This is a genomic window from Orenia metallireducens, from assembly GCF_003001995.1.
Taxonomy (GTDB): Bacteria; Bacillota; Halanaerobiia; order Halobacteroidales; family Halobacteroidaceae; genus Orenia; species Orenia metallireducens_B.
On record NZ_PVNB01000021.1, the window covers coordinates 45,382 to 67,539 of the forward strand.

Here is a 22,158-nt window from a genome sequence, read left to right on the forward strand (position 1 = left end):
TTTTTAAGTTGCTAAGGGGGTGAAAATTGTGAAATTACACGATTTAAAGCCAGCAGAAGGATCTAAAAAGAACCGCAAGAGAGTTGGTAGAGGTATTGGTTCTGGAACTGGGAAAACTTCTGGAAAAGGACATAAAGGCCAAAATGCAAGATCAGGTGGTGGAGTAAGACCTTTCTTTGAAGGTGGTCAGACTCCTTTATATAGAAGATTACCTAAAAGAGGATTCTCTAATGCTCAGTTTAGAAAAGAATATGCTATCGTCAATGTAAATGACCTCAATCGTTTTGATGCTGATACAGAGGTTACTGTAGAGGTATTAAAAGAAGCCGGTTTAATTAAGAAGGTTAAAGATGGTGTTAAGATCTTAGGAGATGGAAGCTTAGAAAAGTCTTTAACTGTTAAAGCCCACAAATTTACTAAGTCCGCAGCTGAGAAGATCGAAGCTGCAGGAGGAAAGGTAGAGGTGATATAACAAGATGCTATCAGCTCTAAGTAATGCGCTACAAGTTAAAGAGTTGAGAAAAAAGATTTTCTTTGTTTTAGCTATGATTGCTGTATACCGTGTTGGAGCTCATATTCCAGTTCCTGGTATCAATCCTGAAGCATTAGAGAAGTTATTTGCTGGTGCTGGTGTTTTAGGGTTTTTAGATATGTTTGCTGGAGGGGCTTTAAAGAACTTCACTATTTTTGCTATGAGTATCAGTCCCTACATAACTGCATCAATTATTATGCAGTTATTGACTGTTGCTATTCCAAAATTAGAGGAGCTTGTTAAACAAGGTCCTGAAGGAAAAACACTAATTACTCGTTATACAAGATATGCTACTGTACTTTTAGGAATTATCCAAGGTACAGGTATTACTTTGATGATAAGAAATTATGGAGCAATTAAGAATCCTTCTTTCTTTAATTTAGCTACAATTGTAGTAACATTAACTGCAGGAACTGTCTTCTTAATGTGGTTGGGTGAACAGATTACAGAAAAAGGAATTGGAAATGGGATATCATTAATCATTTTTGCTTCAATCGTTTCACGTTTTCCAACAGGTGTTATTCAGACAATTAAAGGACTAAGCGCAGGAACTATTAATATCTTTAATCTCCTACTTTTCTTAGTAATTTCAGTAATTGTAATTGCATTAGTTATCTATATTCAAGAAGGACAAAGAAAGATTCCAGTACGTTATTCCAAAAGAGTAGTAGGGCGTAAGGTTTATGGGGGACAGTCAACTCATATTCCTTTAAAGGTAAATCAAGCTGGAGTAATTCCAGTAATCTTTGCTTCTTCTGTTCTTTTATTCCCGGCTACTATTGCTCAATTTATTCAACAAAGCTGGGCTCAAGCTATAGCTAATGCTTTAAGTCCAGGATCAATTCTGTATATGATCTTATTCTCATTGTTGATTATCTTCTTTACTTATTTCTATACTGCTATTCAATTCAATCCAATTGAAATAGCAGATAATATGAAAAAACATGGTGGATTTATTCCAGGTCGTCGTCCAGGTAGACCAACAGCGGAATATTTAGATAAAATCTTAACTAGAATAACTTTGGCTGGTGCAATATTTTTAGCTTTAATTGCTATTTTACCTAATTTTGTTATGGAGTTTACCGGGATTCAAATGAAATTCGGTGGAACAGCTTTATTAATCGTAGTAGGTGTTGCTTTACAAACTATGCAGCAAATTGAAACTTATTTATTATCTAGACATTACGAAGGGTTTATGAAGTAATTCAAGGAGTGATATCGATGAACTTAGTATTAGTTGGTCCTCCAGGAGCAGGTAAAGGAACTCAAGCAGTTCGCTTACAGGAAGCTTATGGGATTCCTCATATCTCTACTGGAGATATGTTTCGTAAAGCAATTAAAGAAGAGACAGAATTAGGAAAGAAAGCAAAGGAATATATGGATCAAGGTAAGTTAGTACCAGATGAGGTTACTATTGGGATAGTTAGAGAAAGATTATCTCAAAAAGATTGTCATCAAGGATTTATTTTAGATGGTTTTCCTAGAACTGTAAATCAAGCCGATGCATTGAACTCAATCTTAGCTGATATGAATACTTCTTTAGATGCTGTTATAAACATTAAAGTAAGTGATGCAGAAGTTATTGATAGATTATCTGGTAGAAGAATCTGTAAATCATGTGGTGCTAGTTATCATGTTAAATTTAATCCACCAAAAGTTGCAGGTGTCTGTGATGAGTGTGACGGTGAGTTATATCAACGTGAAGATGATAATCCAAATACCATTCAGCAGAGATTAAATGTTTACTCTGAGCAAACTTCTCCTTTAATTAATTACTATCAAGAACGTGATTTATTAGAAACCATTAATGGGGAAGATAGTTTGGATAATGTATTTGTTGAAATTAAAGACTTATTAGATAATATTAAATAACGTAGATTGAGCAGAAGTTAATATTCAAAAGCTATTTATATAATATAGCTTTTTAGAAGTTTATTTTTTCGTCAACTGTCAAAAAGCTATGAGATATGGGGTGCTTGTTATGCCCCTAGTTGACGAATTTTATCTAAATAAATCAAACTTCTTCTTTTAAATTATTACGTTTTTAAATTATTAATAGATAAGGATGGGGTTTAATTAATTTTTCTATTAAACTTTTCAAGTTTTTGGTTTTCAGCTTATAGTGAGGACCATTTTACTAATGATGGTTGAACTGTATATGTTAGGACATTAACAGGAAACTATCACTCCTTTAAGGTTGAATTTTTAGGTCCTCATTCATATTAAACCCAACTTTAATTGAATAAAATATGATTTTTGTGATATAATGTTATACTGAGATGATAAAGTGGAATAATGTGTAAATTTGTTAAGGGGGTTAAAGATAATCAATGGCAAAAGAAGAGGCTATTGAAGTTGAAGGTACTGTAATTGAACCATTACCGAATGCGAAGTTTCGTGTAGAGTTGGAAAATGGTCACAAAGTATTGGCTCACGTTTCTGGAAAGATGAGAATGAACTTTATTCGAATCCTACCAGGGGATAAGGTGACTGTTGAACTATCACCTTATGATTTAAGTCGGGGTCGAATTACTTATCGTCATAAATCTTAATTAGAGTAAGATAGAAGGAGGGTTAATATGAAAGTTCGACCATCAGTAAAACCTATTTGCGATAAATGCAAAGTAATTCGTCGTAAAGGGAGAGTTTATGTTATTTGTGAAAACCCTAAGCACAAACAACGTCAAGGTTAATTTCTAATACTTTAAATTGGGAGGTGTAAATAATATGGCACGGATTGAAGGTGTTGATTTACCTAGAAATAAGAGAATCGAAATTGGTTTAACTTATATTTATGGAATCGGACGATCAACTGCTCAAAAAATTGTTGAAAAGACTGGAATTAATCCTGATACAAGAGTACGTGATTTAACTGAAGGTGAAGTAGCTGAATTACGTAGAGTTATTGATGAGGATTATCTTGTAGAAGGTGAATTAAGACGTGAAGTAAGAGGAAATATTAAAAGGTTAAGAGATATTGGTTCTTATAGAGGTTTAAGGCATAGAAGAGGTCTTCCAGTTCGCGGACAAAATACTAAGAATAATGCTAGAACTAGAAAAGGTCCTAAGAGAACTGTAGGAGCAAAAAGAAAGAAATAATAAGAAATTAAAATAGATAAATAAGGAGGGATACCATGGCACGTAGGGTAAAAAAGAAGAAGAAAAAGAAGAATATTAGAGTTCAAAAAGGTCAAGCTCATATTCGCTCTACTTTTAACAATACAATTGTAACTTTAACTGATGCTAAAGGAAATACAATTGCTTGGTCAAGTGCAGGTAATTTAGGTTTGCAAGGTTCTCGTAAAAGCACTCCTTATGCTGCTCAAATGGCTGCTGATAATGCAGCAAAGGAAGCAATGGAGTATGGTTTAAAAGAGGTTGAAGTTTTTGTTAATGGACCTGGTGCAGGAAGAGAAGCGGCTATTCGCTCATTACAAGCAGCTGGATTAGAAGTAACTCTAATTAAAGATGTAACTCCTATTCCTCATAATGGCTGTCGTCCACCAAAGCGTCGTAGAGTATAATCTGATATAAAATTTGATATAAAACTAGGATAATGATATAAACTTGGAGGTGTAACAGATATGGCAAGATATACTGGACCTGTTTGTCGTTTATGTCGACAACAAGGGGAAAAGTTATTCTTGAAAGGTGAAAGATGTTATTCAGATAAGTGTGCTATTGAGCGTCGTTCTTATGGTCCTGGAGATCAAGGAAGAGGTCGTCGTAGCAAATTATCTGAATATGGTTTGCAGTTGAAGGAAAAGCAAAAGGTTAGAAGAAGTTATGGTGTTTTAGAAAATCAATTTAAGCGTTATTTTGAAACTGCTGAAAGAAAGCATGGAATTACTGGTGAAAACTTCTTAGAGTTATTAGAAAGTAGATTAGATAATGTTGTTTATAGATTAGGATTTGCTACTTCTAGAAGTGAAGCAAGACAGTTTGTAAGACATGGACACATTAGTGTTAATGGTAGAAGAGTCGATATTCCTTCTTACTTAGTAAAAGAGAATGATGTAATAGCTATTAGAGAAAATAGCAAGAGTTTAAAGAGAATTAAAGAAGTTTGTGAGTTGAATGCTGATAAAGCTCTACCTTCTTGGGTAACAGTAGATATGGAAAAGAAAGAAGGAAAAGTATTAACAGCACCTGTTCGTGAGGAAATAGATCTTCCAATTAATGAGCAGTTAATTGTAGAGTTCTACTCTAGATAATAGCGGTTTAATTGTGGTTCTTTTGAACCACTTTGCTACTTTTGCAATTAATCAAGTTATCACCCTCAATTAGAGTTGTTGAAATCTTTTCTTAATTAAAGGGAGGGTTAAGTTAATGATTGAGATTGAAAAGCCAACTATTGAACGTATTGAATCAACAGATACCTACGGTAAGTTTGTAATTACCCCTTTAGAAAGGGGCTATGGGGTTACTTTAGGAAATTCATTGAGAAGAATAATGTTGTCATCTCTGCCAGGTGCTGCAATCACTTCAATTAAAATTGAAGGTGTACGCCATGAATTTTCTACTGTACCTGGAGTTGTAGAAGATGTAGCTGATCTTATCTTGAACTTAAAAGATGTAGTTATCAAAATGAATGAAGAAGAACCTCAAACTTTAAGGATTGAAGCAAATGGTGAAGGTGAAGTTACGGCTGGTGATTTTACTGTTAGTGGTGACATAGAGATACTTAATCCTGACCATCATATTGCTACTTTATCCGATGAAGGTGAATTTATATTAGAAGCTGTAGTAGAAAATGGACGTGGGTATGTATCAGCTGAGGATAATAAAGATGAAGAACATGTAATCGGTGTATTGCCTATTGATTCAGATTTCTCTCCTATGCGTAGAGTTAACTTTAAAGTTGAAGATACACGTGTAGGAAAAAGAAGTGATTTAGATAAGTTAACTTTAGAAGTTACTACTAATGGTAGTATTGATCCAGAAGAGTCTATTAGTTTATCTGCTAAAGTATTAGCAGAGCATTTAGACTTGTTTATTAATCTTAGTGAAGAGATTAATAATGTGGATATTATGGTAGAAAAAGAAGAAGAAGAAAAAGATAAACTGATGGAAACAACAATCGAAGAACTAGATTTATCTGTTCGTTCTTCTAATTGCTTAAAGAGAGCTGGAATCAACACTGTAGAAGAGTTAGCAAACACTTCAGAAGAAGACCTGATGAAGGTTAGAAATTTAGGTAAGAAATCTTTATTAGAAATCAAAGCTAAGATTGCTGAACTAGGTTTAGGTCTAGGAAAGCCTGAATTATAATAATTATAAATTTCAAAATAAGGAGGGATAGTTGTGGCTCAGCGGAAATTAGGTCGTAAAAGCGCACCAAGAAAAGCTTTATTTATTAGTCTAGCTAATGCTCTGTTCAAGAACGAAAGAATTGAAACAACAGAAGCTAAAGCTAAAGAAGTAAAAAGAATTGCTGAAAAATTAATCACTAAAGCTAAAAAAGGTACTCAACATCACCGTAGACAAGTAATGAGTACTCTTCAAGATAAAGAGACAGTACAAGTATTATTTGATGAGATTGCTCCAAGATTCGCTGAACGTCAAGGTGGATATACTAGAATTCTTAAAGTAGGTCCAAGACGTGGTGATTCTGCACCAATGGCTATCTTAGAGCTAGTAGAATAGTTAAAGATTAAAGTAGATAATTTAGTTTATCTATTTGCTGCTCTATTAAGTATAGCAAATTGTGTATCATAAAAAAATATAATCAATTAAACAGCCATAGTTACTTTATGATACTGGACGTAATCTTTATGTCCATAAGACTTGGACTTTCTTATTCGTCCGGTATAAATGGCTGTTTTTTTATATCAGGTTGGTGAAAAAATGGGATTAATTGAGGTTCAAGACCTTTATTATAAATATAATGATAGTGAAGAGTGGGTACTTAATGGAATTAATTTAGATATTAAAGATGGGGAATTTCTAGTAATTGTAGGACACAATGGCTCTGGTAAATCTACTTTAGCCAAAATGTTAAATGGATTATTAGTACCTAATCAGGGAACTGTAGATGTTAATGGGGATAAAACTTCTGATAGAGATAAGATCTGGGATATTAGACAGCAGGTTGGAATGGTCTTTCAAAATCCTGATAATCAGCTGGTTGCTAACATTGTAGAAGAGGACATTGCTTTTGGTCCTGAGAATTTAGGATTAGAATCCAGTGAAATTAGAAAACGAGTTGATAATTCTTTAAAAGCAGTTGCTATGGAAGAGTTTAAAAGATATGCTCCTCATAATTTATCTGGTGGTCAGAAGCAGCGTGTAGCTATTGCTGGTGTTTTGGCTATGCAACCTAAATGTTTGGTCTTAGATGAACCTACTGCAATGCTAGATCCAGTAGGTAGAAAGAGTGTAATGGATGCTATACAGAAGTTAAATAAAGGTTTAGGAATGACTATAGTTCATATTACCCATTTTATGACTGAGGCTATTCAGGCTGATAGAATTATTGTAATGGAAGAGGGGAAGATAGTTTTAGAAGGAACTCCTCGGGATATATTTAGCCAAGTAGATAAGATCAAAGAGTACCATTTAGATGTTCCCCAAGTTACAGAGTTAGCATTTAAACTTCACCAACAAGGTTTAAAGATAAGTCCTGATATTTTTGATATAGATAGGCTGGTGAATAAATTATGCTACTTGAAGTAAGGAATTTAAGTCATAATTATGATGTTGAGTTGAACCCTAACAACTATATTTTAAAGGATATTAATTTTAAAGTTGCTAAAGGGGAATTTATTGGTTTAATAGGTCATACTGGCTCTGGTAAGTCGACTTTAGTTCAGACCCTAAATGGATTGATTAGACCAACTGAAGGTAAGATTATGATTAACAACCAAGACATAACCAAAACTAAGAAGCTAAAAGAGATTAGAAAAAAGGTAGGGCTAGTCTTTCAATATCCTGAACATCAATTATTTGAAGAGACAATCTTTGCAGATGTTGCTTTTGGACCCAAGAATTTAGGTTTGAAGGATAAGGAAATTGAAGAGAGAGTAAAGAAGGCTTTAAAGTTAGTTAACTTAGATTTTGAAGAGTTCAAAGATAGATCTCCTTTTAGATTATCAGGTGGGCAACAAAGAAGAGTTGCTATTGCTGGAGTATTAGCAATGGAGCCTGAAATATTAATATTAGATGAGCCAACTGCGGGATTAGATCCTAAAGCAAGAAAAGAGTTGATTAAAGAGATAATTGATTTAAAAGATAAATTTGGTTTAACTATTATATTAATTTCTCATCGCATGGAAGAGGTTGCTCAATTGGCTGATAGAGTATTGGTATTAGAGAAGGGTAAATTGGTGTTAGAAGGTGCTCCTAGTTATGTCTTTGATCATGACCAGTTACTGGAAAGTATTGGTTTAGGTATTCCTCAGGTAACAAAGATAATGAAAAACTTAAAGCAGAAGTTAAATAATTTAGAAATTACTACAGATATCTTTACTGTGGAAGAGGCGAAAGAAGAAATTCTAAAGTTGATGAGAGGGTAAAAAATGTTAAATGATATTATGATAGGTCAGTATATTGAAAAAGATTCTCTAATTCATAATCTCGACCCACGGGCTAAAATATTAGTTATTAGTTTTTTTATTATTTCTATTTTCTTAATAGAATCTTTTTTAGGTTATGGTGTTTTGGCTTTATTTATTTTATTAACGGTATTCTTATCTAGGATTAATTTGAAATATATTCTAAGAAGTATTAAACCTTTGCTCTTTATTATTATATTTACCTTAGTTATTCATCTCTTTATGACCAAAGGTGGTAGAGTTTTATGGCATTGGAATTTTCTATCTATTGAAGAAGAAGGGCTAAGAATGGGATCTTTTATGTCATTGCGCTTGATTTTTTTGATTTCATATACCTCTTTGCTAACATTAACTACTTCTCCACTAGAGTTGACTGATGGTCTAGAAAGGCTATTAAATCCTTTTAAAAGAATTGGTCTTCCTGCCCATGAATTGGCTATGATGATGACAATTGCTTTAAGATTTATTCCTACATTATTGGAAGAGGCTGAGAAGATAATGAAGGCACAAAAAGCTAGAGGTGCTGATTTTGAGGGGGGGAATCTAATTCAGAAGGCTAAGAATTTAATTCCTTTATTAGTGCCTTTATTTGTAAATGCTTTTCGTAGAGCTGATGAATTAGCTCTTGCTATGGAGGCTAGATGTTATCGTGGTGGAGAAAATCGTACTAGAATGAATGTATTAGCCTTTGCACGGAAAGATTATATAGTAACAGTTATAAGTATAATATATTTAAGTTTAGTAGGTATATTTCTATAGTAGGTGAATTTAATGAGAAATTTAAAGTGTACTGTTTCCTATGATGGCAGTAATTATCATGGTTTTCAACGCCAAGAAAATGCTTTAGCCGTTCAAGAAGTAATTGAAAGAGCAATAGAGAGTCTAGTCAAAAAAGAAATTAAGATTATAGCTGCTAGTAGGACCGATTCTGGAGTTCATGCCAAAGGTCAGGTCTTTAATTTTAAAGTAGAAAGTTCTATTCCAACTGCTAAATTTCCTATAGCTTTGAATACTAAACTTCCTGATGATGTTGTAATAGTAGATGCTTGTGAAGTTGCAGATGACTTCCATGCTCGTTATCATACTGCTGATAAAATATATGAGTATCAGATATATAATGCTGAATTTCCTTCACCTTTTTATCGTAATTATGCTTATCATATTTATAATCAATTAGATTTGGATCTAATGAAGGAAGGGGCAGAATATTTAATTGGAGAGCGTGATTTTTCATCTTTTCGCTCTGCTGGTTGTAATGCTAAAACTCCAATTCGTAAGATTTTTAGTATAGATATAGATAGAAAAGATAGACTAATCAAGTTGAGTATTCATGGCAATGGGTTTTTATATAATATGGTCAGAATTATTGTCGGTACATTAGTCAAGGTTGCTTTGGGAAGGATAAATCCTAAAGCTATTCAAGACATACTATCGGCTAAGGATAGAAGCAAAGCAGGACCTACTGCACCAGCGCAAGGTCTAATTTTAAAGAGGATTAACTATTAATATCACTGATAGCTTTTAGTTATTATCTCAGTAAAGATAAATTATTAAATCTCTTAGTTAGGTAGATAGAAATAAATATTAAAAAGTCTTGACACTTTTTGCTGGTTATAATAAAATAATATACGTGATTGTGTTTGTCACTCATGCTGGCAGCCCCGGTCAGTGTAAGTTAATAATATAAATATAAGTTACAAGGAGGGAAGAAAATGAGCACATATATGGCTAAACCACAAGACATTAATCGTGAGTGGTATGTAGTAGATATGGATGGTAAAACATTAGGACGTGTAGCTACTGAGATAGCTAAGATTTTACAAGGTAAGAATAAGCCAATGTATACTCCACATATCGATACAGGAGATTTTGTAATCGTAGTAAATGCTGATAAAGTTCATTTGACTGGAAAGAAGTTAGAGCAAAAAATGTATCATAAACATTCTAGATACCCTGGAGGATTAAAATCAACTCCCTATGGTGAGTTATTAGCTAAAGAGCCTGAAAAGGTTATCGAGCTTGCTGTAAAAAGAATGTTACCTAAGAATAAATTAGGTCGTCAAATGTTTAAAAAATTAAAGGTCTATGCTGGTGCTGAACATCCACACCAAGCTCAAGAGCCTAAAGAATTAGAACTATAATACGGAAGGAGGAGATTTAAGTGGCAGCAGAAGTTGAATACTTAGGTACTGGACGGAGAAAAAATTCAGTTGCTCGCGTTAGATTATTGCCAGGTGACGGTAAAATCGTTGTTAACAACAAGCCTTTAGCTGACTATTTTGGTAGAGATGTTTTAGAGCAAGTTGTAAAGCAACCTTTAGAAGTAACTGAAACTTTAGGAGAATTTGATGTAGTTGTTTCAGTTGAAGGTGGAGGAACTTCAGGACAAGCTGGAGCTATTCGCCATGGAATTGCTCGTGCATTATTAGAAACTGAAGGTGACTATAGAGGTGCACTTAAGAAAGCTGGTTACTTAACTCGTGACCCAAGAATGAAAGAACGTAAGAAATATGGACGTAAGAAGGCTCGTAAGAAGCCACAATTTTCAAAAAGATAATCACATTACATCAATATATCTTACTTACTACCGAGGAAGGGTGTTTACTCTTCCTTTTTTCTTATGTGTATTGAAAATTATAATAGCTATTTAGTAAATACTATTTATATATGTAGTTGACATCGGAGGTAATTATAGTGTTAAATCCTAGAATTGAGATTAATCTAGCTGAGATAGAAAATAATACCAAAAAGATAGTTGAATTAGCAAGTAACAGAGGGATTGATATTTGGGCAGTTACTAAGGGAGCTACTGCTGACTTAAAGGTTGCTAAAGCTATGTTAGCAGGAGGTGCAGTTGGTTTAGCTGATTCTAGAATTAGAAATTTAAAAGGGTTAAAGAGTTTAGATTGCCCCTTAATGTTACTTAGAATTCCAATGTTGAGTGAAGTTAATGAAGTCGTAGAAATAGTCGATATCAGTCTGAATTCCGAGCTAGAGCTTATCAAGAGATTAAATCAAGTAGCTAACAGCAAGGGTAAAGTACATAAGATAATTTTGATGGTGGATCTAGGAGACAGACGGGAAGGGATCTTACCAGAAGATCTTTTTGAGGTGGCTAAAGTTACTAAGAAATTATCCAATATTGAGCTAATTGGCTTAGGGACCAATTTAGCTTGTTTTAGAGGAATATTACCTAATCAAGATAATATGACTCAATTGATGGATTTAGTTAATAATATAAGGGAAGAGTTAGAGATAGAACTTCCTATTATTTCAGCAGGAAATAGTAGCTCATTACCATTACTATTGGATTTAAAGCATACCCCTGTTAGCAATCAGCTGAGGGTGGGGGAAACCATCCTGTTGGGTAGAGAAGTCCCTAGTGGAGAAAAGTTTGAATTGACGAGCTTAGCTACCTTTAAATTAATAGCAGAGTTAATAGAGTTAAAGGAAAAACCAACTGCTTCTCAAGGGGAGCAGGGAAATAATGCCTTTGGTCAGAAACAGGAGATTTTAGATAAAGGGGTTAGAAAGCGAGGGATTTTAGGGATTGGACGGCAGGATATAGACCCTAACTCTCTTTTTCCTCTAAACCCTAAGATAAGCATCGAAGGTGCTAGTAGTGATCACTTAATTGTTGATTTGAGCAAAGTTGATAATATTAAACTAGGTGATGAGATAGAATTTAGATTGGGTTATGGTTCATTATTACATGCTATGACATCGCCTTATGTAGAAAAGGTCTATCATATAGAGGAGGAGTAACTTTGAAAGTAAAGATAGTGGGTGTTCCTTCATATCTTGGTGCCAATTGTCGTGGTGTAGATATGGGACCAAGTGCAGTACGTTATGCTGGTTTAATTAAGATGATAAGAAATATGGGTATAGATGTTGAAGATGCTGGAGATGTTAATATACCAAATGTAGAATCCAAAGATTTAAAAACTGAAGATATTAATTATTTAGATGAGATTATTGAAATTTGTGAAGATTTGAGTAATAAAGTAGAGGTACTAATTAAAGATAATATCATGCCTATTATCTTGGGTGGTGACCATAGTATTAGTATTGGTAGCGTTGGAGGTTTAGCTAAGGCTAAGGATAACATAGGGCTTATTTGGATAGATGCTCATGGTGACTTTAATACTCATGAAACTACTTGTACAGGGAATATTCATGGAATGTCTCTCGCGACCTTAGTAGGAAGAGGTTTGAACAAGTTAGTAGAAATTGGTGGTATCACACCTAAAGTAAAGGAAGAGAATGTAGTACTGATTGGAGTAAGAGATTTAGATAGAAGTGAAAGAGACTTATTACTGGAATCAAAGGTAACGGTTTTTACTATGGATGATATTGATAGAATGGGTATAGCTGAAGTTATGCAAAAAGCAATAGTGATTAGTAGTAAAGATACCAAAGGGGTTCATTTAAGCTTTGATATGGATGTGTTAGACCCTTTAGAAGCACCAGGAGTAGGAACACCAGTTAAGGGTGGGATTAATTATCGTGAAGCACATCTGGCTTTAGAGATGATAGCAGAGGCTGATATTTTAACTTCTATTGAATTAGTTGAGGTCAATCCTATCTTAGACCGATATAATCGGACTGCTGAATTAGCAGTAGATTTGATTACCTCAGCACTTGGTAAGAGAATATTATAGAATTAACAATTAGCAATGTGAAATTTACAATTAAGAACTACAATAATAGTAATTGTTCATTGTAAACTGTACATTGTAAATTAAAAAAGGAGTGGTTATCTATGACAGGAGTTGTTCTGGCTGCTTTAGCACCCCATCCACCGATATTAATTCCTGAGATTGGTGGAAAGGAGATTGAGCAGATTGCTAAAACTCAAATTAGTATCAGAAAGTTGGCTGAAGAGATTAAAGAGGTTGACCCTGATATAATAGTTACTATCAGTCCCCATGGACCAGTGTTTTCTGATGCAGTTAGTATTTTAAGTGCAGAGAATTTATCAGGTGATTTTGGGGATTTTGGACGTGAAGATGTAGAGTTAAGTTATAAGTTAGCTGAGAAGTTTACCAGTGAGTTAGCTATAGCTGCAAACAAGAATAAAATTACTACGGCAAGAATTGATAAAGCTACAGCTAGAAAATTAGAGGTCAAGATGGAATTGGACCATGGTGTTCTAGTACCTATGTATTATCTCAATGAAGTAGGGGTAAATAAACCTATAGTTCCAGTTAATATTGGGATGTTATCTTATGAGGAGCTATACACTTTTGGAAAGATAATCCAACTAGTAGCAGAGCGGTTAGAATCTAAAGTAACTGTACTAGCTAGTGGAGATCTATCACATCGCCTAACAACTAATGCACCAGCAGGTTATGATCCTAAAGCTAAAGATTTTGATGAGAGATTAGTCCATTATCTAAACACTTTAGAGGTTGAGAATATCTTTGAGATGGATAATCAACTGATTCAGCGAGCAGGAGAATGTGGATTACGCCCTTTAACTATGATGTTAGGGGCAATGGACCGCTTAGATGTTGATGGTGGAGTCTTATCTTATGAAGGTCCTTTTGGCGTAGGATATGCAGTAGCGACCTATCGTGTTAAAGGGAAGAAAGAAGAAGTGGGGTTGTTAGATAAATTACATAAAAGAAAGCAGGATAGATTATCACAAATTAGAAGTAATGAAAGTGAAATTGTCAAGCTAGCCAGAAAGTCTGTAGAAGAGTATATCAAGAATAGGGAAGTTATAGATCCACCTGCTCAACTTGAGCCTCAGTTAGCTGGAAGAGCTGGAGCATTTGTTTCAATTAAGAAAAATGGAAATTTACGAGGATGTATTGGTACTACTCAAGCTACTAAGGCTAATTTAGCCTATGAAATTATTTACAATGCTCTTGGAGCTGCCTTTGAAGATCCGAGATTTGAGCCAGTCAATCTTAATGAAATAGATGAGTTAACCTATGCTGTAGATGTTTTAGGAGAAGCGGAGAGTATAGAGAGCATTGAGAAGTTAAACCCTAAGAAATATGGAGTTATTGTTAGACGGGGTGAAAGGGCTGGGTTGTTGTTACCAGATTTAGAAGGTATAGATACTGCTAAAAAGCAAGTGGAGATAGCTAAGAGAAAAGCTGGTATCCCAATAGAGGAAGAAGATATAGAATTGATGAGATTTACAGTAACGAGATATAAGTAAAAGTTTAAGTTTGAGTAATGAAAAAGATCTAGCTATTACTTAATTTTATTCTTAAACTTAAATTGTGGGGTGAAAAAGTGAAGGAAGCACTTTACTATCAAGATGAAGGTAAGAGGATAAGATGTCAACTCTGTCCCCATTATTGCTTGTTAGCTGAAGGGCAGAGTGGTCATTGTCAGGTTAGAAAGGTAGAGGACAATAGTATCAATTGGACATACCTCCAACTCCTATAAAGTCTCTAATTAGAGCTAAGGAGATTGCCGAGGAGAAGTTGGATTATGTTTACTTGGGGAATGTTGAGGGGCAAGAATACCGAAACACCTATTGTCCAAACTGTAAGGAAGAAGTTATTTCTAGAAACTATAATGTTGTACAGATTAATCTCGATGGTAAAAAGTGTTCTAACTGTGGACAGGAGATTAAAGTGATTTTATAGGATGGAATAAATTGATTGAATAACAAATAAATATGAATTCTTATGATAGTTGAGAAATTGATATAATATACTCATTAACTGCTATTATCTATATTAAAATTCAACTAGTACACTGTACAAAAGAATAAAAGTGACCTTAAAAAGGCCATTTGTCAAAAGAAAACAGATATAAACTCAGACTGGCTTGGTAAGTAGCTTGAAATATAACTGAAGTTACTAACGAATCAGTCTTTTCATATAGATATGTAGTTAAGATTGCCATTAATAGATGAATTGCAATGGTTATTAATCTTAAGTCTAAATAGCTAAGGGCATAGTATAAAGTATTGAGCATAAATCCTATAATGATTCCATACTCTTTTTTAAAATGATAATAGACGAAGCCTCTATAGAACAATTCTTTGCTAAAGGCGGGAATCAGATAACAGATAAATAAAATAACGAAATAAATTATACTTAGCCTAAAATCATTTCCATTATGTATATTGATTATGGAATTAACCCTTAAGTTCTTATCAGATAGATGTATGATTATTATACCAAAGAGAAAGAAAAAGCTTAACTGTAGACCTAATTTGCTATTTTCAATAAAATTCTTAAAGCTGATTCCTAACTCTTGAAAGGATAGGTCATATACCATAGTAGTATAATATAGTAAGAAGGAGATAAAGAAACTACTTCCTATGAACTTAAAAATCATTATATAGAAGTTATTTATGTATGGTATATCAAAGGATACATATAATTGAAAGAATAGAATCAAAAAATTAATTAGATACCAAACTAACTGTGCTTTGATAATCTCTTTAAGGTATAAGTATCTATTTTGATTATCATTATTTTCAGTAGATGGATTCTCTTCTTTAGACATTTCCATTCCTCCTAGCCGTGAGATTATATGATATCTATTCTATATATGTAAAAAAATTCCTGCTAAATTCTTATATTCACATTTGAATTCTATAATATTAATTGCTAATAGATTAGATTTTTGTTAGAATATATTTAATATAAATTCGTTAGCAGCTACAATAATTATTTGATAGCTAATCATAGAAGGAGGAGAGAAGATGAGAAGTAAGAACGTAACTAAAAAAATTGATAAAGCACCTCAAAGGTCATTGTTTAAAGCGATGGGATTGACTGATGAAGAATTAGATAATCCTTTAGTTGGAGTTTGTAACTCGGTAAATGAACTGATTCCAGGTCATACTGACTTAGATAAGATAGCTGATGCAGCTAAAGCTGGAATTAGAATGGCAGGAGGAACTCCTTTAGAGTTTGGAGCAATCGGTGTCTGTGATGGAATAGCAATGGGACATGAAGGGATGCATTACTCTTTAGCAAGTAGAGAGTTAATAGCTGACTCAGTAGAGACTATGGCACGAGCTCATGCCTTAGATGCTCTAGTTTTAATTCCTAACTGTGATAAGATTGTTCCAGGAATGTTAATGGCTGCTGCTAGATTAAACATTCCAACAGTAGTAGTTAGTGGTGGAGCAATGTTAGCTGGAAGACATAAAGGAAAAGATATCGATTTAAATACTGTATTTGAAAGTGTAGCATCATATAAAGTAGATAAAATTTCGGAAGCGGAATTATTAGAAGTAGAGAATAGTGCATGTCAGACCTGTGGTTCTTGTTCTGGTATGTTTACAGCAAATTCTATGAACTGTTTAACAGAGATTCTAGGATTAGGCTTACCTGGTAATGGTACAATCCCTGCAGTTTATGCCGATAGAATCAGATTAGCTAAATATGCAGGAATTCAGGTAATGGAGATGTTTGAAAAGGATATTAAACCTTTAGATATGTTAACAGAAGAATCTTTTGAGAATGCTTTAAAGGTAGATATGGCTTTAGGTTGTTCAACCAATACTGCTTTACATTTACCAGCAATTGCCCATGAAGCAGGAATTGAACTTGATTTAGAGTTAATCAATAAATATAAAAAAGAGGTTCCTCATATCTGTAGTTTGGCACCAGCAGGAAGCCATCATATTCAGGATTTACATGAGGCAGGAGGAATTCCAGCAGTAATGAAGGTGTTAAGTGAGGAAGGAATCCTTAATGAAGATTTAATCACTGTAACAGGAAAGACTATTAAGGAGAACTTAGCAAAGGCAAAGGTATTGGATACAGACGTAATCAGAGATTTCGCTACTGCTTATCATGCAGAAGGTGGATTATCATTCTTAAAGGGTAATTTAGCTCCAGATGGTTCTGTAGTTAAGCAGGCTGCTGTTGCTGATGAAATGTTAGTCCATGAAGGTCCAGCAAAAGTATTTGATGCTGAGCAAGAGGCAGTTGCAGCTATTCATGCAGGCAAGATTAATCCTGGAGATGTAGTTGTAATTAGATATGAAGGGCCTAAAGGTGGACCAGGAATGAGAGAGATGTTAACACCAACCTCCGCAATTGCAGGTGTTGGTTTAGATAAAGAGGTAGCTTTAATTACTGATGGACGTTTCTCAGGAGCTACTAGAGGAGCTGCTATTGGTCACGTATCACCAGAAGCAATGGAAGGTGGACCAATGGCAATTGTTAAAGAAGGAGATATCATTCAGATTGATATTCCTAATGGAAAATTAAATATTGATTTAACTGATGAAGAGATTCAAGCTAGATTAGCTAACTGGGAAGCACCAGAACCTAAGATTAAGACTGGATATTTATCCCGTTATGCTAGGTTGGTTAGTTCAGCTAGTACAGGTGCAGTGTTTAAATAAGAAAAAGGGCATCTCTGCCCTTTTTCTTATTTATATTGTAATTGCTGAATTATTTTAGATACAAATTGACAATCAAATCATTTATTTGTATAATATAGTCAGATAGTAGAAAATAGGGGGCGTGTGAATGCAAGTTGGTTTATTAATCTAAACAAATTTAATATGTTATTCTCTTTTAAAAAGATTTCATACTTTTTTATTTAAAAAAATGTGTGAGCTGATTATCTTAAGCTTTTTAGGCTTAAATGTCCAAGGGATTAGTGCGTCTATTTTTAGATATCCTTCAGGATTAAGAGAGTAACCTAGATTAATAAACTCATCTTAATAGATATAGTTATATATTTATCGTATAGTACGATATTTTAGGCTATGGGTTTATTCCCATAGCCTTTATATATACAGGAGCCCCTATATCTCCTATTGTTATATAATATATCTAAGTATATTGAAGCCATGGGTTTATCTACCCATGGCTTTTTTGTATATAAAATATGAAATTCTTATCAATTTTTTGATGATTATATATTAATTTGATTAAGGAGTGATGCGAATGATTGCAATCAGAAAAGAAGTGAGTGATAGATTAGCTTAATAAAGTTTAAAATTCAGTTATTAAAATTAGGAGGTATTTATTAGCGGTGACTAATATTGAATATAAGATTGCTAAAAGTAAAGAGGAGTTTGAAAGTATCAAGGATTTATGCCAGGAGGTTTTTGCTCAAGAGGAGATGGAGTTAATTCATGACCTAGCTTATAATTCTCCAAATAAGGAAGAGAATATCTGTTTTTATGCTTATGATAAAAAGGCAGATAAGTATGTAGGAACAGTAAGTTTAATAGTGATGCCGATTAGATATGGTCAGGTTATCTTAGAGGCTGCTGAAATGGGAATTGTGGCTACAGCTAAAAATTATCAAGGAAGAGGAATTAATAAGAAATTAACTGAAATGCTGTTAGATAAAGCAGAAGAATTAGGATATAACATTATCGGGATTGAAGGGATACCTTATTTTTACCGACGTTATGGTTTTAATTATGCAGTTCCTATGGGTAGTGTAAATTTCAATTTAGATAAGGTAGAAACTAAAGTTGATGAAGAGATTATAATTAGGGAAGCAAAAGAAGAGGATATTCCTTTTATAGTTAACAACTTCAAAGAAGCTTCTAGTAAAGCTGATTTATGTACAATTAAAGGTGAAGGGATTATCAAGGCGCAGATGCTAGATTATATTTCTTCAATTACAAGGAAGAGATATTTAATAATTGAAAAGAATCAAAATAAGGTTGGTTATTTATCCTTAAATAGTGGTGATGAAGTTGAAATTTGTGATATCTCTGATAATTTAAGTTTTGAGATATATGAAGTAGTTCTTAACTATTTTAAAAAGCAAGGGAAGAAGTCTATTAATATAGATATTCCTCAGGAGAGTAAATTTGTCAAGCTGATGGAGAGATATGACTATAACTGGAAGCAGTGGTACTCATGGCAGATAAGAATCCTAGATGAGTTTAAGTTCTTAACTGATATAAAGCCTGTTTTAGAAGAGAGGTTGAGTAATTCTATTTATAAAAATGAGCAGGTTGATTTTTATTATGATAATTATAAAGATTTAATTAAATTTGAGATAGATAATGGACAGATTGACTTGGTTAAAGAAAAGAGAGAAGAATCACACTTTGGTCTTAAGTTAAATCCTCAAGGAGCTATCAAATTATTTTTAGGAGAAAAGAGTATGTCAGAAATTAATAGTTTTTTACCTGATTGTCAGATGAATTCTAAATATCAAGAGCTTGTTAATATTCTTTTTCCTAAGATGAACTCTCATTTTTATATGACTTATTAGAACAGAAGGTAGTGGAGGTTTTATACCTCCACTAAATAAACAAGGAGGAACTAACATTGAATTTAATAGACTTAGGTTGGAATCAAAGTTTTGAGAGTAATTTTAATCAATTTAATGATGAAGGACGATATCAAGTAGCTAGAGTTGCTGTTGAGTATAAGGGGATTTATAAGTTATATACTGAGTATGGTGAAGTTTTAGGAGAGATAACAGGAAAGATGCGTTATAATGAAGAGTTTCCTGCTGTAGGGGACTGGGTAGTTGTTTCTTTACAAGGTTTAGAAGATAGAGCAGTAATCTATCATATTTTACCTAGAAAAAGTAAATTCTCTAGAAATATGGCTGGTACTAAGAACAGAGAGCAGATTGTAGCAGCTAATATAGATATAGTTTTTATAGTTACTTCTTTAAACCAAGACTTTAATTTAAGAAGGATAGAACGGTATTTAACAATTGCCTGGGATAGTGGAGCTAACCCTGTTGTAATCCTAAGTAAGGCAGATTTATGTGATGATATTGAGGAGAAGAAGAATCAAGTGGAAGGAGTTACCGTTGGTGTACCAGTTCATGTGATCAGTTCTGTAGAGAACCAAGGAATAGGTGGATTGAGACAGTACCTTCAACAAGGAAAGGCTGTTGCCTTATTAGGTTCGTCTGGAGTAGGAAAATCTACTTTAATTAATAATTTGCTCGGTAAGGATAAGATGAAGGTTAATGAGATTAGAGAGGATGATGGCAAGGGAAAACATACTACTACCCATCGTGAATTGATAGTTTTAGAAGAAGGTGGCGTTATTATTGATACTCCTGGGATGAGAGAGATTCAATTATGGGATAATTCCGAAGGACTAAGTAGCAGTTTTTCAGATATAGAAGAATTGTCTAAAAACTGTAAATTTAATGATTGTCAACATGATGCTGAGCCTGGTTGTGCTGTTAAAAAAGCGATAGAAGAAGGTGAGTTGCCAGAGGAAAGGCTAGAGAGTTATAGGAAGTTAGAAAGAGAATTATTATATATCGAACGGAAGAGAAAGTATGGTGCCCAGCGAGCAGCTAAATTGATGCAACAAGATATATTTGGGTTTTAGAAAAGATATGGGAGTTGGTACAAGGAAATAGAGGTAGAGATAATGATAAGGATTTCATCTGATATTGATTACAAAAGTATAGCCTTTAGGAGGTTGCCATTATGGTGACCTCCTGATCTGTTTCTGTAATAAATTTTAATTCTCTAATATCATATAACTAAGAATTTGCCTTAATTTTTAATATTGACAAATCCGTGAGTAGATGATAAACTTTATTTTAAAAATTTAGTCATATAAAATAATTGGTAGTGAAGTATAAAGGATAATTTTGAAAATTTATTATAGTTTAAGGTGGGTATTATGCATAAAAGAGCTTTGAAGGTAGCATTAGCTGTTTCTTTATCTATTGGTATAGGTAGATTACTAGGTATTGAATCCACTTTTTATGCAGCTATAGCGTCAGTAGTAACTATAGGCACAGGATTTGCTGATAGCTTTCAATCTGCTAAAAATAGAATGATGGGAACCTTTATAGGAGCAGGCACAGGTATATTTTTTGCTTATTTAAATCAAAACAGTATAATTTTATGTGGAGTTGGCATCTTTATTACCGTAATGATATGCCAAAAGATTGGATATTCTAATTCAATTAATATAGCTTGTATAGTCTTTATAGCTATAATGGTGAATTTATATGATTATGTAACTCCTTTTTACTATAGTATCTATAGATTGGCAGATACTTTATTGGGAGTTACAATATCTACTTTAATAAATTATGTGATCTTTATCCATAGAGGTTTAAAAACAGATAGTGATATTTCCTTGAAGGGATAGGAATAAACCTCTTGACAAATGTAAATAACTAACATATACTATCTATTAAATAACATACATTCTTTAAAGGTTATGATAGGGAGGGAAATAATTTTTAGGATTACAGAGAGTCGGGGTAGCTGAGAGCCGATATCTGAAGGATTATTTTTGTAGCCCTTGAACTGCAAAATTGAAAGGATATTTTAAGTAGGTTTTGCCGGAATCCTGATTTTTAGGAGACAGCATCCGTTATCATATGCTGGAGTATAAATTGTACTAGATTATTTAGTATGAGAGTACTTATTGAGACTACTATTTTTAAGATAGTGGTGAATTTGGGTGGTACCACGTGAGAAGACCTCTCGTCCCAATTAATGGAGACAATCCATTGATTGAGATGAGGGGTTTTTTATATTCTATGATAAAAAATAAAATAGTTAGTAGTGAGTAGAGTAGTATTAGCCTCTTATAAAAAAATGAGTAGAGAGTAGGAAGGAGTTGCTAAGTATGAGATTATTGACAGGAGCTGAAATTTTTGTAGAATCACTTTATTGTGAGGGGGTAGATATAATCTTTGGCTATCCAGGAGGAAAGGTTATCCCTATTTATGATGTATTGTATGATTCAAAGCTTAAACATATAATGCCCCATCATGAACAGGGAGGAATTCATGCAGCAGATGGTTATGCTCGTTCTACTGGTAAAGTTGGCGTTTGTCTTACTACTTCTGGTCCAGGGGCAACCAATTTAGTAACTGGATTGGCTACAGCTTATATGGACTCTGTACCAATTGTTGCTTTTACTGGTCAGGTAGCACAATCTATGTTAGGAACTGATGCTTTTCAAGAAGCAGATATTACAGGGATTACAACTCCAATTACTAAGCATAATTACTTAGTTCAAGACATCAAGGATCTGCCTAGAATTATTAAGGAGGCCTTCCATATTGCTAGAACTGGAAGACCTGGACCTGTCTTAATTGATATTCCTAAAGATATTTTATTAGCAAAAGCGGAATTCACTTACCCCAAAGAGATCAATCTACCAG

At 33.6% G+C, this 22,158-nt stretch carries 27 protein-coding genes and 1 other annotated feature; of the genes, 26 read left to right on the forward strand and 1 reads right to left on the reverse strand.

Going from position 1 to position 22,158, the window contains the following annotated elements; all coding sequences use genetic code 11:
- The first annotated feature begins 28 nt into the window (after window positions 1-28).
- From rplO to BX659_RS18820, 21 genes are all read left to right on the forward strand, one after another.
- Window positions 29-472, forward strand: a complete 444-nt coding sequence (rplO, locus tag BX659_RS13630) for a 50S ribosomal protein L15 (RefSeq protein WP_097018150.1) — start codon at window positions 29-31, stop codon at window positions 470-472.
- A gap of 4 nt (window positions 473-476) precedes the next feature.
- The gene (gene secY / locus BX659_RS13635; RefSeq protein ID WP_097018149.1) at window positions 477-1,736 is read left to right on the forward strand and encodes a preprotein translocase subunit SecY; all 1,260 of its coding nucleotides are present in this window, start codon (window positions 477-479) and stop codon (window positions 1,734-1,736) included.
- 17 nt (window positions 1,737-1,753) lie between these two features.
- Window positions 1,754-2,404, forward strand: coding sequence for an adenylate kinase (locus BX659_RS13640; protein ID WP_097018148.1), 651 nt, complete (start codon window positions 1,754-1,756; stop codon window positions 2,402-2,404).
- A gap of 458 nt (window positions 2,405-2,862) precedes the next feature.
- Window positions 2,863-3,084: a translation initiation factor IF-1 gene (gene infA / locus BX659_RS13645; protein WP_018249335.1), complete on the forward strand. Its 222-nt coding sequence runs from the start codon at window positions 2,863-2,865 to the stop codon at window positions 3,082-3,084.
- Window positions 3,085-3,111: 27 nt separating this feature from the next.
- Complete coding sequence (gene rpmJ / locus BX659_RS13650; protein ID WP_027339519.1) at window positions 3,112-3,225, forward strand: 50S ribosomal protein L36; 114 nt, start codon at window positions 3,112-3,114, stop codon at window positions 3,223-3,225.
- Between the two features lie 34 nt (window positions 3,226-3,259).
- Window positions 3,260-3,631 carry a 30S ribosomal protein S13 gene (rpsM, locus tag BX659_RS13655; RefSeq protein ID WP_097018147.1) on the forward strand — a complete coding sequence of 124 codons (372 nt, stop codon included), beginning with the start codon at window positions 3,260-3,262 and terminating at the stop codon, window positions 3,629-3,631.
- 35 nt (window positions 3,632-3,666) lie between these two features.
- A complete protein-coding gene (rpsK, locus tag BX659_RS13660; protein WP_097018146.1) occupies window positions 3,667-4,056 on the forward strand; it encodes a 30S ribosomal protein S11 in 390 nt (129 codons plus the stop codon).
- 60 nt (window positions 4,057-4,116) lie between these two features.
- The gene (gene rpsD / locus BX659_RS13665; RefSeq protein WP_097018145.1) at window positions 4,117-4,746 is read left to right on the forward strand and encodes a 30S ribosomal protein S4; all 630 of its coding nucleotides are present in this window, start codon (window positions 4,117-4,119) and stop codon (window positions 4,744-4,746) included.
- A gap of 115 nt (window positions 4,747-4,861) precedes the next feature.
- On the forward strand, window positions 4,862-5,803 hold the full coding sequence (locus tag BX659_RS13670) for a DNA-directed RNA polymerase subunit alpha (RefSeq protein ID WP_097018144.1): 942 nt from the start codon (window positions 4,862-4,864) through the stop codon (window positions 5,801-5,803).
- 33 nt (window positions 5,804-5,836) lie between these two features.
- Window positions 5,837-6,178 (forward strand): 50S ribosomal protein L17, encoded by a 342-nt coding sequence (gene rplQ, locus BX659_RS13675; protein ID WP_097018143.1) that lies wholly within the window; start codon window positions 5,837-5,839, stop codon window positions 6,176-6,178.
- A gap of 168 nt (window positions 6,179-6,346) precedes the next feature.
- Entirely contained in the window at window positions 6,347-7,207 is an 861-nt protein-coding gene (locus BX659_RS13680; RefSeq protein WP_097018142.1) for an energy-coupling factor transporter ATPase, read from the forward strand.
- Entirely contained in the window at window positions 7,192-8,046 is an 855-nt protein-coding gene (locus tag BX659_RS13685; protein ID WP_097018141.1) for an energy-coupling factor transporter ATPase, read from the forward strand. Before BX659_RS13680 ends, BX659_RS13685 begins: the two co-directional genes overlap by 16 nt.
- A gap of 3 nt (window positions 8,047-8,049) precedes the next feature.
- Window positions 8,050-8,844 (forward strand): energy-coupling factor transporter transmembrane component T family protein, encoded by a 795-nt coding sequence (locus tag BX659_RS13690; protein WP_097018140.1) that lies wholly within the window; start codon window positions 8,050-8,052, stop codon window positions 8,842-8,844.
- 12 nt (window positions 8,845-8,856) lie between these two features.
- Window positions 8,857-9,591 carry a tRNA pseudouridine(38-40) synthase TruA gene (truA, locus tag BX659_RS13695; RefSeq protein WP_097018139.1) on the forward strand — a complete coding sequence of 245 codons (735 nt, stop codon included), beginning with the start codon at window positions 8,857-8,859 and terminating at the stop codon, window positions 9,589-9,591.
- 206 nt (window positions 9,592-9,797) lie between these two features.
- Window positions 9,798-10,226, forward strand: coding sequence for a 50S ribosomal protein L13 (rplM, locus tag BX659_RS13700; RefSeq protein WP_097018138.1), 429 nt, complete (start codon window positions 9,798-9,800; stop codon window positions 10,224-10,226).
- A 20-nt stretch (window positions 10,227-10,246) separates the two neighbouring features.
- On the forward strand, window positions 10,247-10,642 hold the full coding sequence (rpsI, locus tag BX659_RS13705) for a 30S ribosomal protein S9 (RefSeq protein WP_097018137.1): 396 nt from the start codon (window positions 10,247-10,249) through the stop codon (window positions 10,640-10,642).
- Window positions 10,643-10,779: 137 nt separating this feature from the next.
- The gene (locus BX659_RS13710; protein WP_253250740.1) at window positions 10,780-11,850 is read left to right on the forward strand and encodes an alanine/ornithine racemase family PLP-dependent enzyme; all 1,071 of its coding nucleotides are present in this window, start codon (window positions 10,780-10,782) and stop codon (window positions 11,848-11,850) included.
- A 2-nt stretch (window positions 11,851-11,852) separates the two neighbouring features.
- A complete protein-coding gene (gene rocF / locus BX659_RS13715; protein ID WP_097018136.1) occupies window positions 11,853-12,746 on the forward strand; it encodes an arginase in 894 nt (297 codons plus the stop codon).
- A gap of 101 nt (window positions 12,747-12,847) precedes the next feature.
- Complete coding sequence (amrA, locus tag BX659_RS13720; protein WP_097018135.1) at window positions 12,848-14,257, forward strand: AmmeMemoRadiSam system protein A; 1,410 nt, start codon at window positions 12,848-12,850, stop codon at window positions 14,255-14,257.
- A gap of 77 nt (window positions 14,258-14,334) precedes the next feature.
- Window positions 14,335-14,490 carry a hypothetical protein gene (locus BX659_RS19060; RefSeq protein ID WP_172431912.1) on the forward strand — a complete coding sequence of 52 codons (156 nt, stop codon included), beginning with the start codon at window positions 14,335-14,337 and terminating at the stop codon, window positions 14,488-14,490.
- Window positions 14,466-14,693, forward strand: a complete 228-nt coding sequence (locus BX659_RS18820) for a hypothetical protein (RefSeq protein WP_097018134.1) — start codon at window positions 14,466-14,468, stop codon at window positions 14,691-14,693. The genes BX659_RS19060 and BX659_RS18820 overlap by 25 nt, the downstream gene beginning before the upstream one ends.
- Window positions 14,694-14,829: 136 nt before the next feature.
- Here BX659_RS18820 and BX659_RS13725 read toward each other — a convergent pair whose 3' ends face one another.
- Window positions 14,830-15,564 carry a CPBP family intramembrane glutamic endopeptidase gene (locus BX659_RS13725; protein ID WP_097018133.1) on the reverse strand — a complete coding sequence of 245 codons (735 nt, stop codon included), beginning with the start codon at window positions 15,562-15,564 and terminating at the stop codon, window positions 14,830-14,832.
- Between the two features lie 199 nt (window positions 15,565-15,763).
- On the opposite strand from BX659_RS13725, the gene ilvD reads away from it, so the two are divergent.
- The 5 genes from ilvD to BX659_RS13750 all read left to right on the forward strand — a co-directional run.
- Complete coding sequence (ilvD, locus tag BX659_RS13730) at window positions 15,764-17,422, forward strand: dihydroxy-acid dehydratase (protein ID WP_097018132.1); 1,659 nt, start codon at window positions 15,764-15,766, stop codon at window positions 17,420-17,422.
- Between the two features lie 638 nt (window positions 17,423-18,060).
- On the forward strand, window positions 18,061-19,266 hold the full coding sequence (locus BX659_RS13735; protein ID WP_172431911.1) for a GNAT family N-acetyltransferase: 1,206 nt from the start codon (window positions 18,061-18,063) through the stop codon (window positions 19,264-19,266).
- 56 nt (window positions 19,267-19,322) lie between these two features.
- Complete coding sequence (gene rsgA / locus BX659_RS13740) at window positions 19,323-20,354, forward strand: ribosome small subunit-dependent GTPase A (RefSeq protein ID WP_253250739.1); 1,032 nt, start codon at window positions 19,323-19,325, stop codon at window positions 20,352-20,354.
- Window positions 20,355-20,654: 300 nt separating this feature from the next.
- The gene (locus tag BX659_RS13745) at window positions 20,655-21,131 is read left to right on the forward strand and encodes an FUSC family protein (protein ID WP_097018129.1); all 477 of its coding nucleotides are present in this window, start codon (window positions 20,655-20,657) and stop codon (window positions 21,129-21,131) included.
- Window positions 21,132-21,194: 63 nt separating this feature from the next.
- Window positions 21,195-21,483: a binding site (T-box leader), on the forward strand.
- Between the two features lie 134 nt (window positions 21,484-21,617).
- Window positions 21,618-22,158: thiamine pyrophosphate-binding protein (locus tag BX659_RS13750; protein ID WP_258176143.1), on the forward strand; the 541-nt coding region annotated here is incomplete at its 3' end.

Excerpts from the sequence above, each read along its gene's own strand:
- infA (WP_018249335.1), top strand. The coding sequence starts at position 2,863 with ATGGCAAAAGAAGAGGCTATTGAAGTTGAAGGTACTGTAATTGAACCA.
- BX659_RS13640 (WP_097018148.1), top strand. The coding sequence starts at position 1,754 with ATGAACTTAGTATTAGTTGGTCCTCCAGGAGCAGGTAAAGGAACTCAA.
- ilvD (WP_097018132.1), top strand. The coding sequence starts at position 15,764 with ATGAGAAGTAAGAACGTAACTAAAAAAATTGATAAAGCACCTCAAAGG.
- secY (WP_097018149.1), top strand. The coding sequence starts at position 477 with ATGCTATCAGCTCTAAGTAATGCGCTACAAGTTAAAGAGTTGAGAAAA.
- truA (WP_097018139.1), top strand. The coding sequence starts at position 8,857 with ATGAGAAATTTAAAGTGTACTGTTTCCTATGATGGCAGTAATTATCAT.
- rpsK (WP_097018146.1), top strand. The coding sequence starts at position 3,667 with ATGGCACGTAGGGTAAAAAAGAAGAAGAAAAAGAAGAATATTAGAGTT.
- BX659_RS13690 (WP_097018140.1), top strand. The coding sequence starts at position 8,050 with ATGTTAAATGATATTATGATAGGTCAGTATATTGAAAAAGATTCTCTA.
- rpsM (WP_097018147.1), top strand. The coding sequence starts at position 3,260 with ATGGCACGGATTGAAGGTGTTGATTTACCTAGAAATAAGAGAATCGAA.
- rplM (WP_097018138.1), top strand. The coding sequence starts at position 9,798 with ATGAGCACATATATGGCTAAACCACAAGACATTAATCGTGAGTGGTAT.
- amrA (WP_097018135.1), top strand. The coding sequence starts at position 12,848 with ATGACAGGAGTTGTTCTGGCTGCTTTAGCACCCCATCCACCGATATTA.
- rpmJ (WP_027339519.1), top strand. The coding sequence starts at position 3,112 with ATGAAAGTTCGACCATCAGTAAAACCTATTTGCGATAAATGCAAAGTA.
- rpsD (WP_097018145.1), top strand. The coding sequence starts at position 4,117 with ATGGCAAGATATACTGGACCTGTTTGTCGTTTATGTCGACAACAAGGG.
- BX659_RS13725 (WP_097018133.1), bottom strand. The coding sequence starts at position 15,564 with ATGTCTAAAGAAGAGAATCCATCTACTGAAAATAATGATAATCAAAAT.
- BX659_RS13745 (WP_097018129.1), top strand. The coding sequence starts at position 20,655 with ATGCATAAAAGAGCTTTGAAGGTAGCATTAGCTGTTTCTTTATCTATT.
- BX659_RS13670 (WP_097018144.1), top strand. The coding sequence starts at position 4,862 with ATGATTGAGATTGAAAAGCCAACTATTGAACGTATTGAATCAACAGAT.
- BX659_RS13685 (WP_097018141.1), top strand. The coding sequence starts at position 7,192 with ATGCTACTTGAAGTAAGGAATTTAAGTCATAATTATGATGTTGAGTTG.
- BX659_RS13680 (WP_097018142.1), top strand. The coding sequence starts at position 6,347 with ATGGCTGTTTTTTTATATCAGGTTGGTGAAAAAATGGGATTAATTGAG.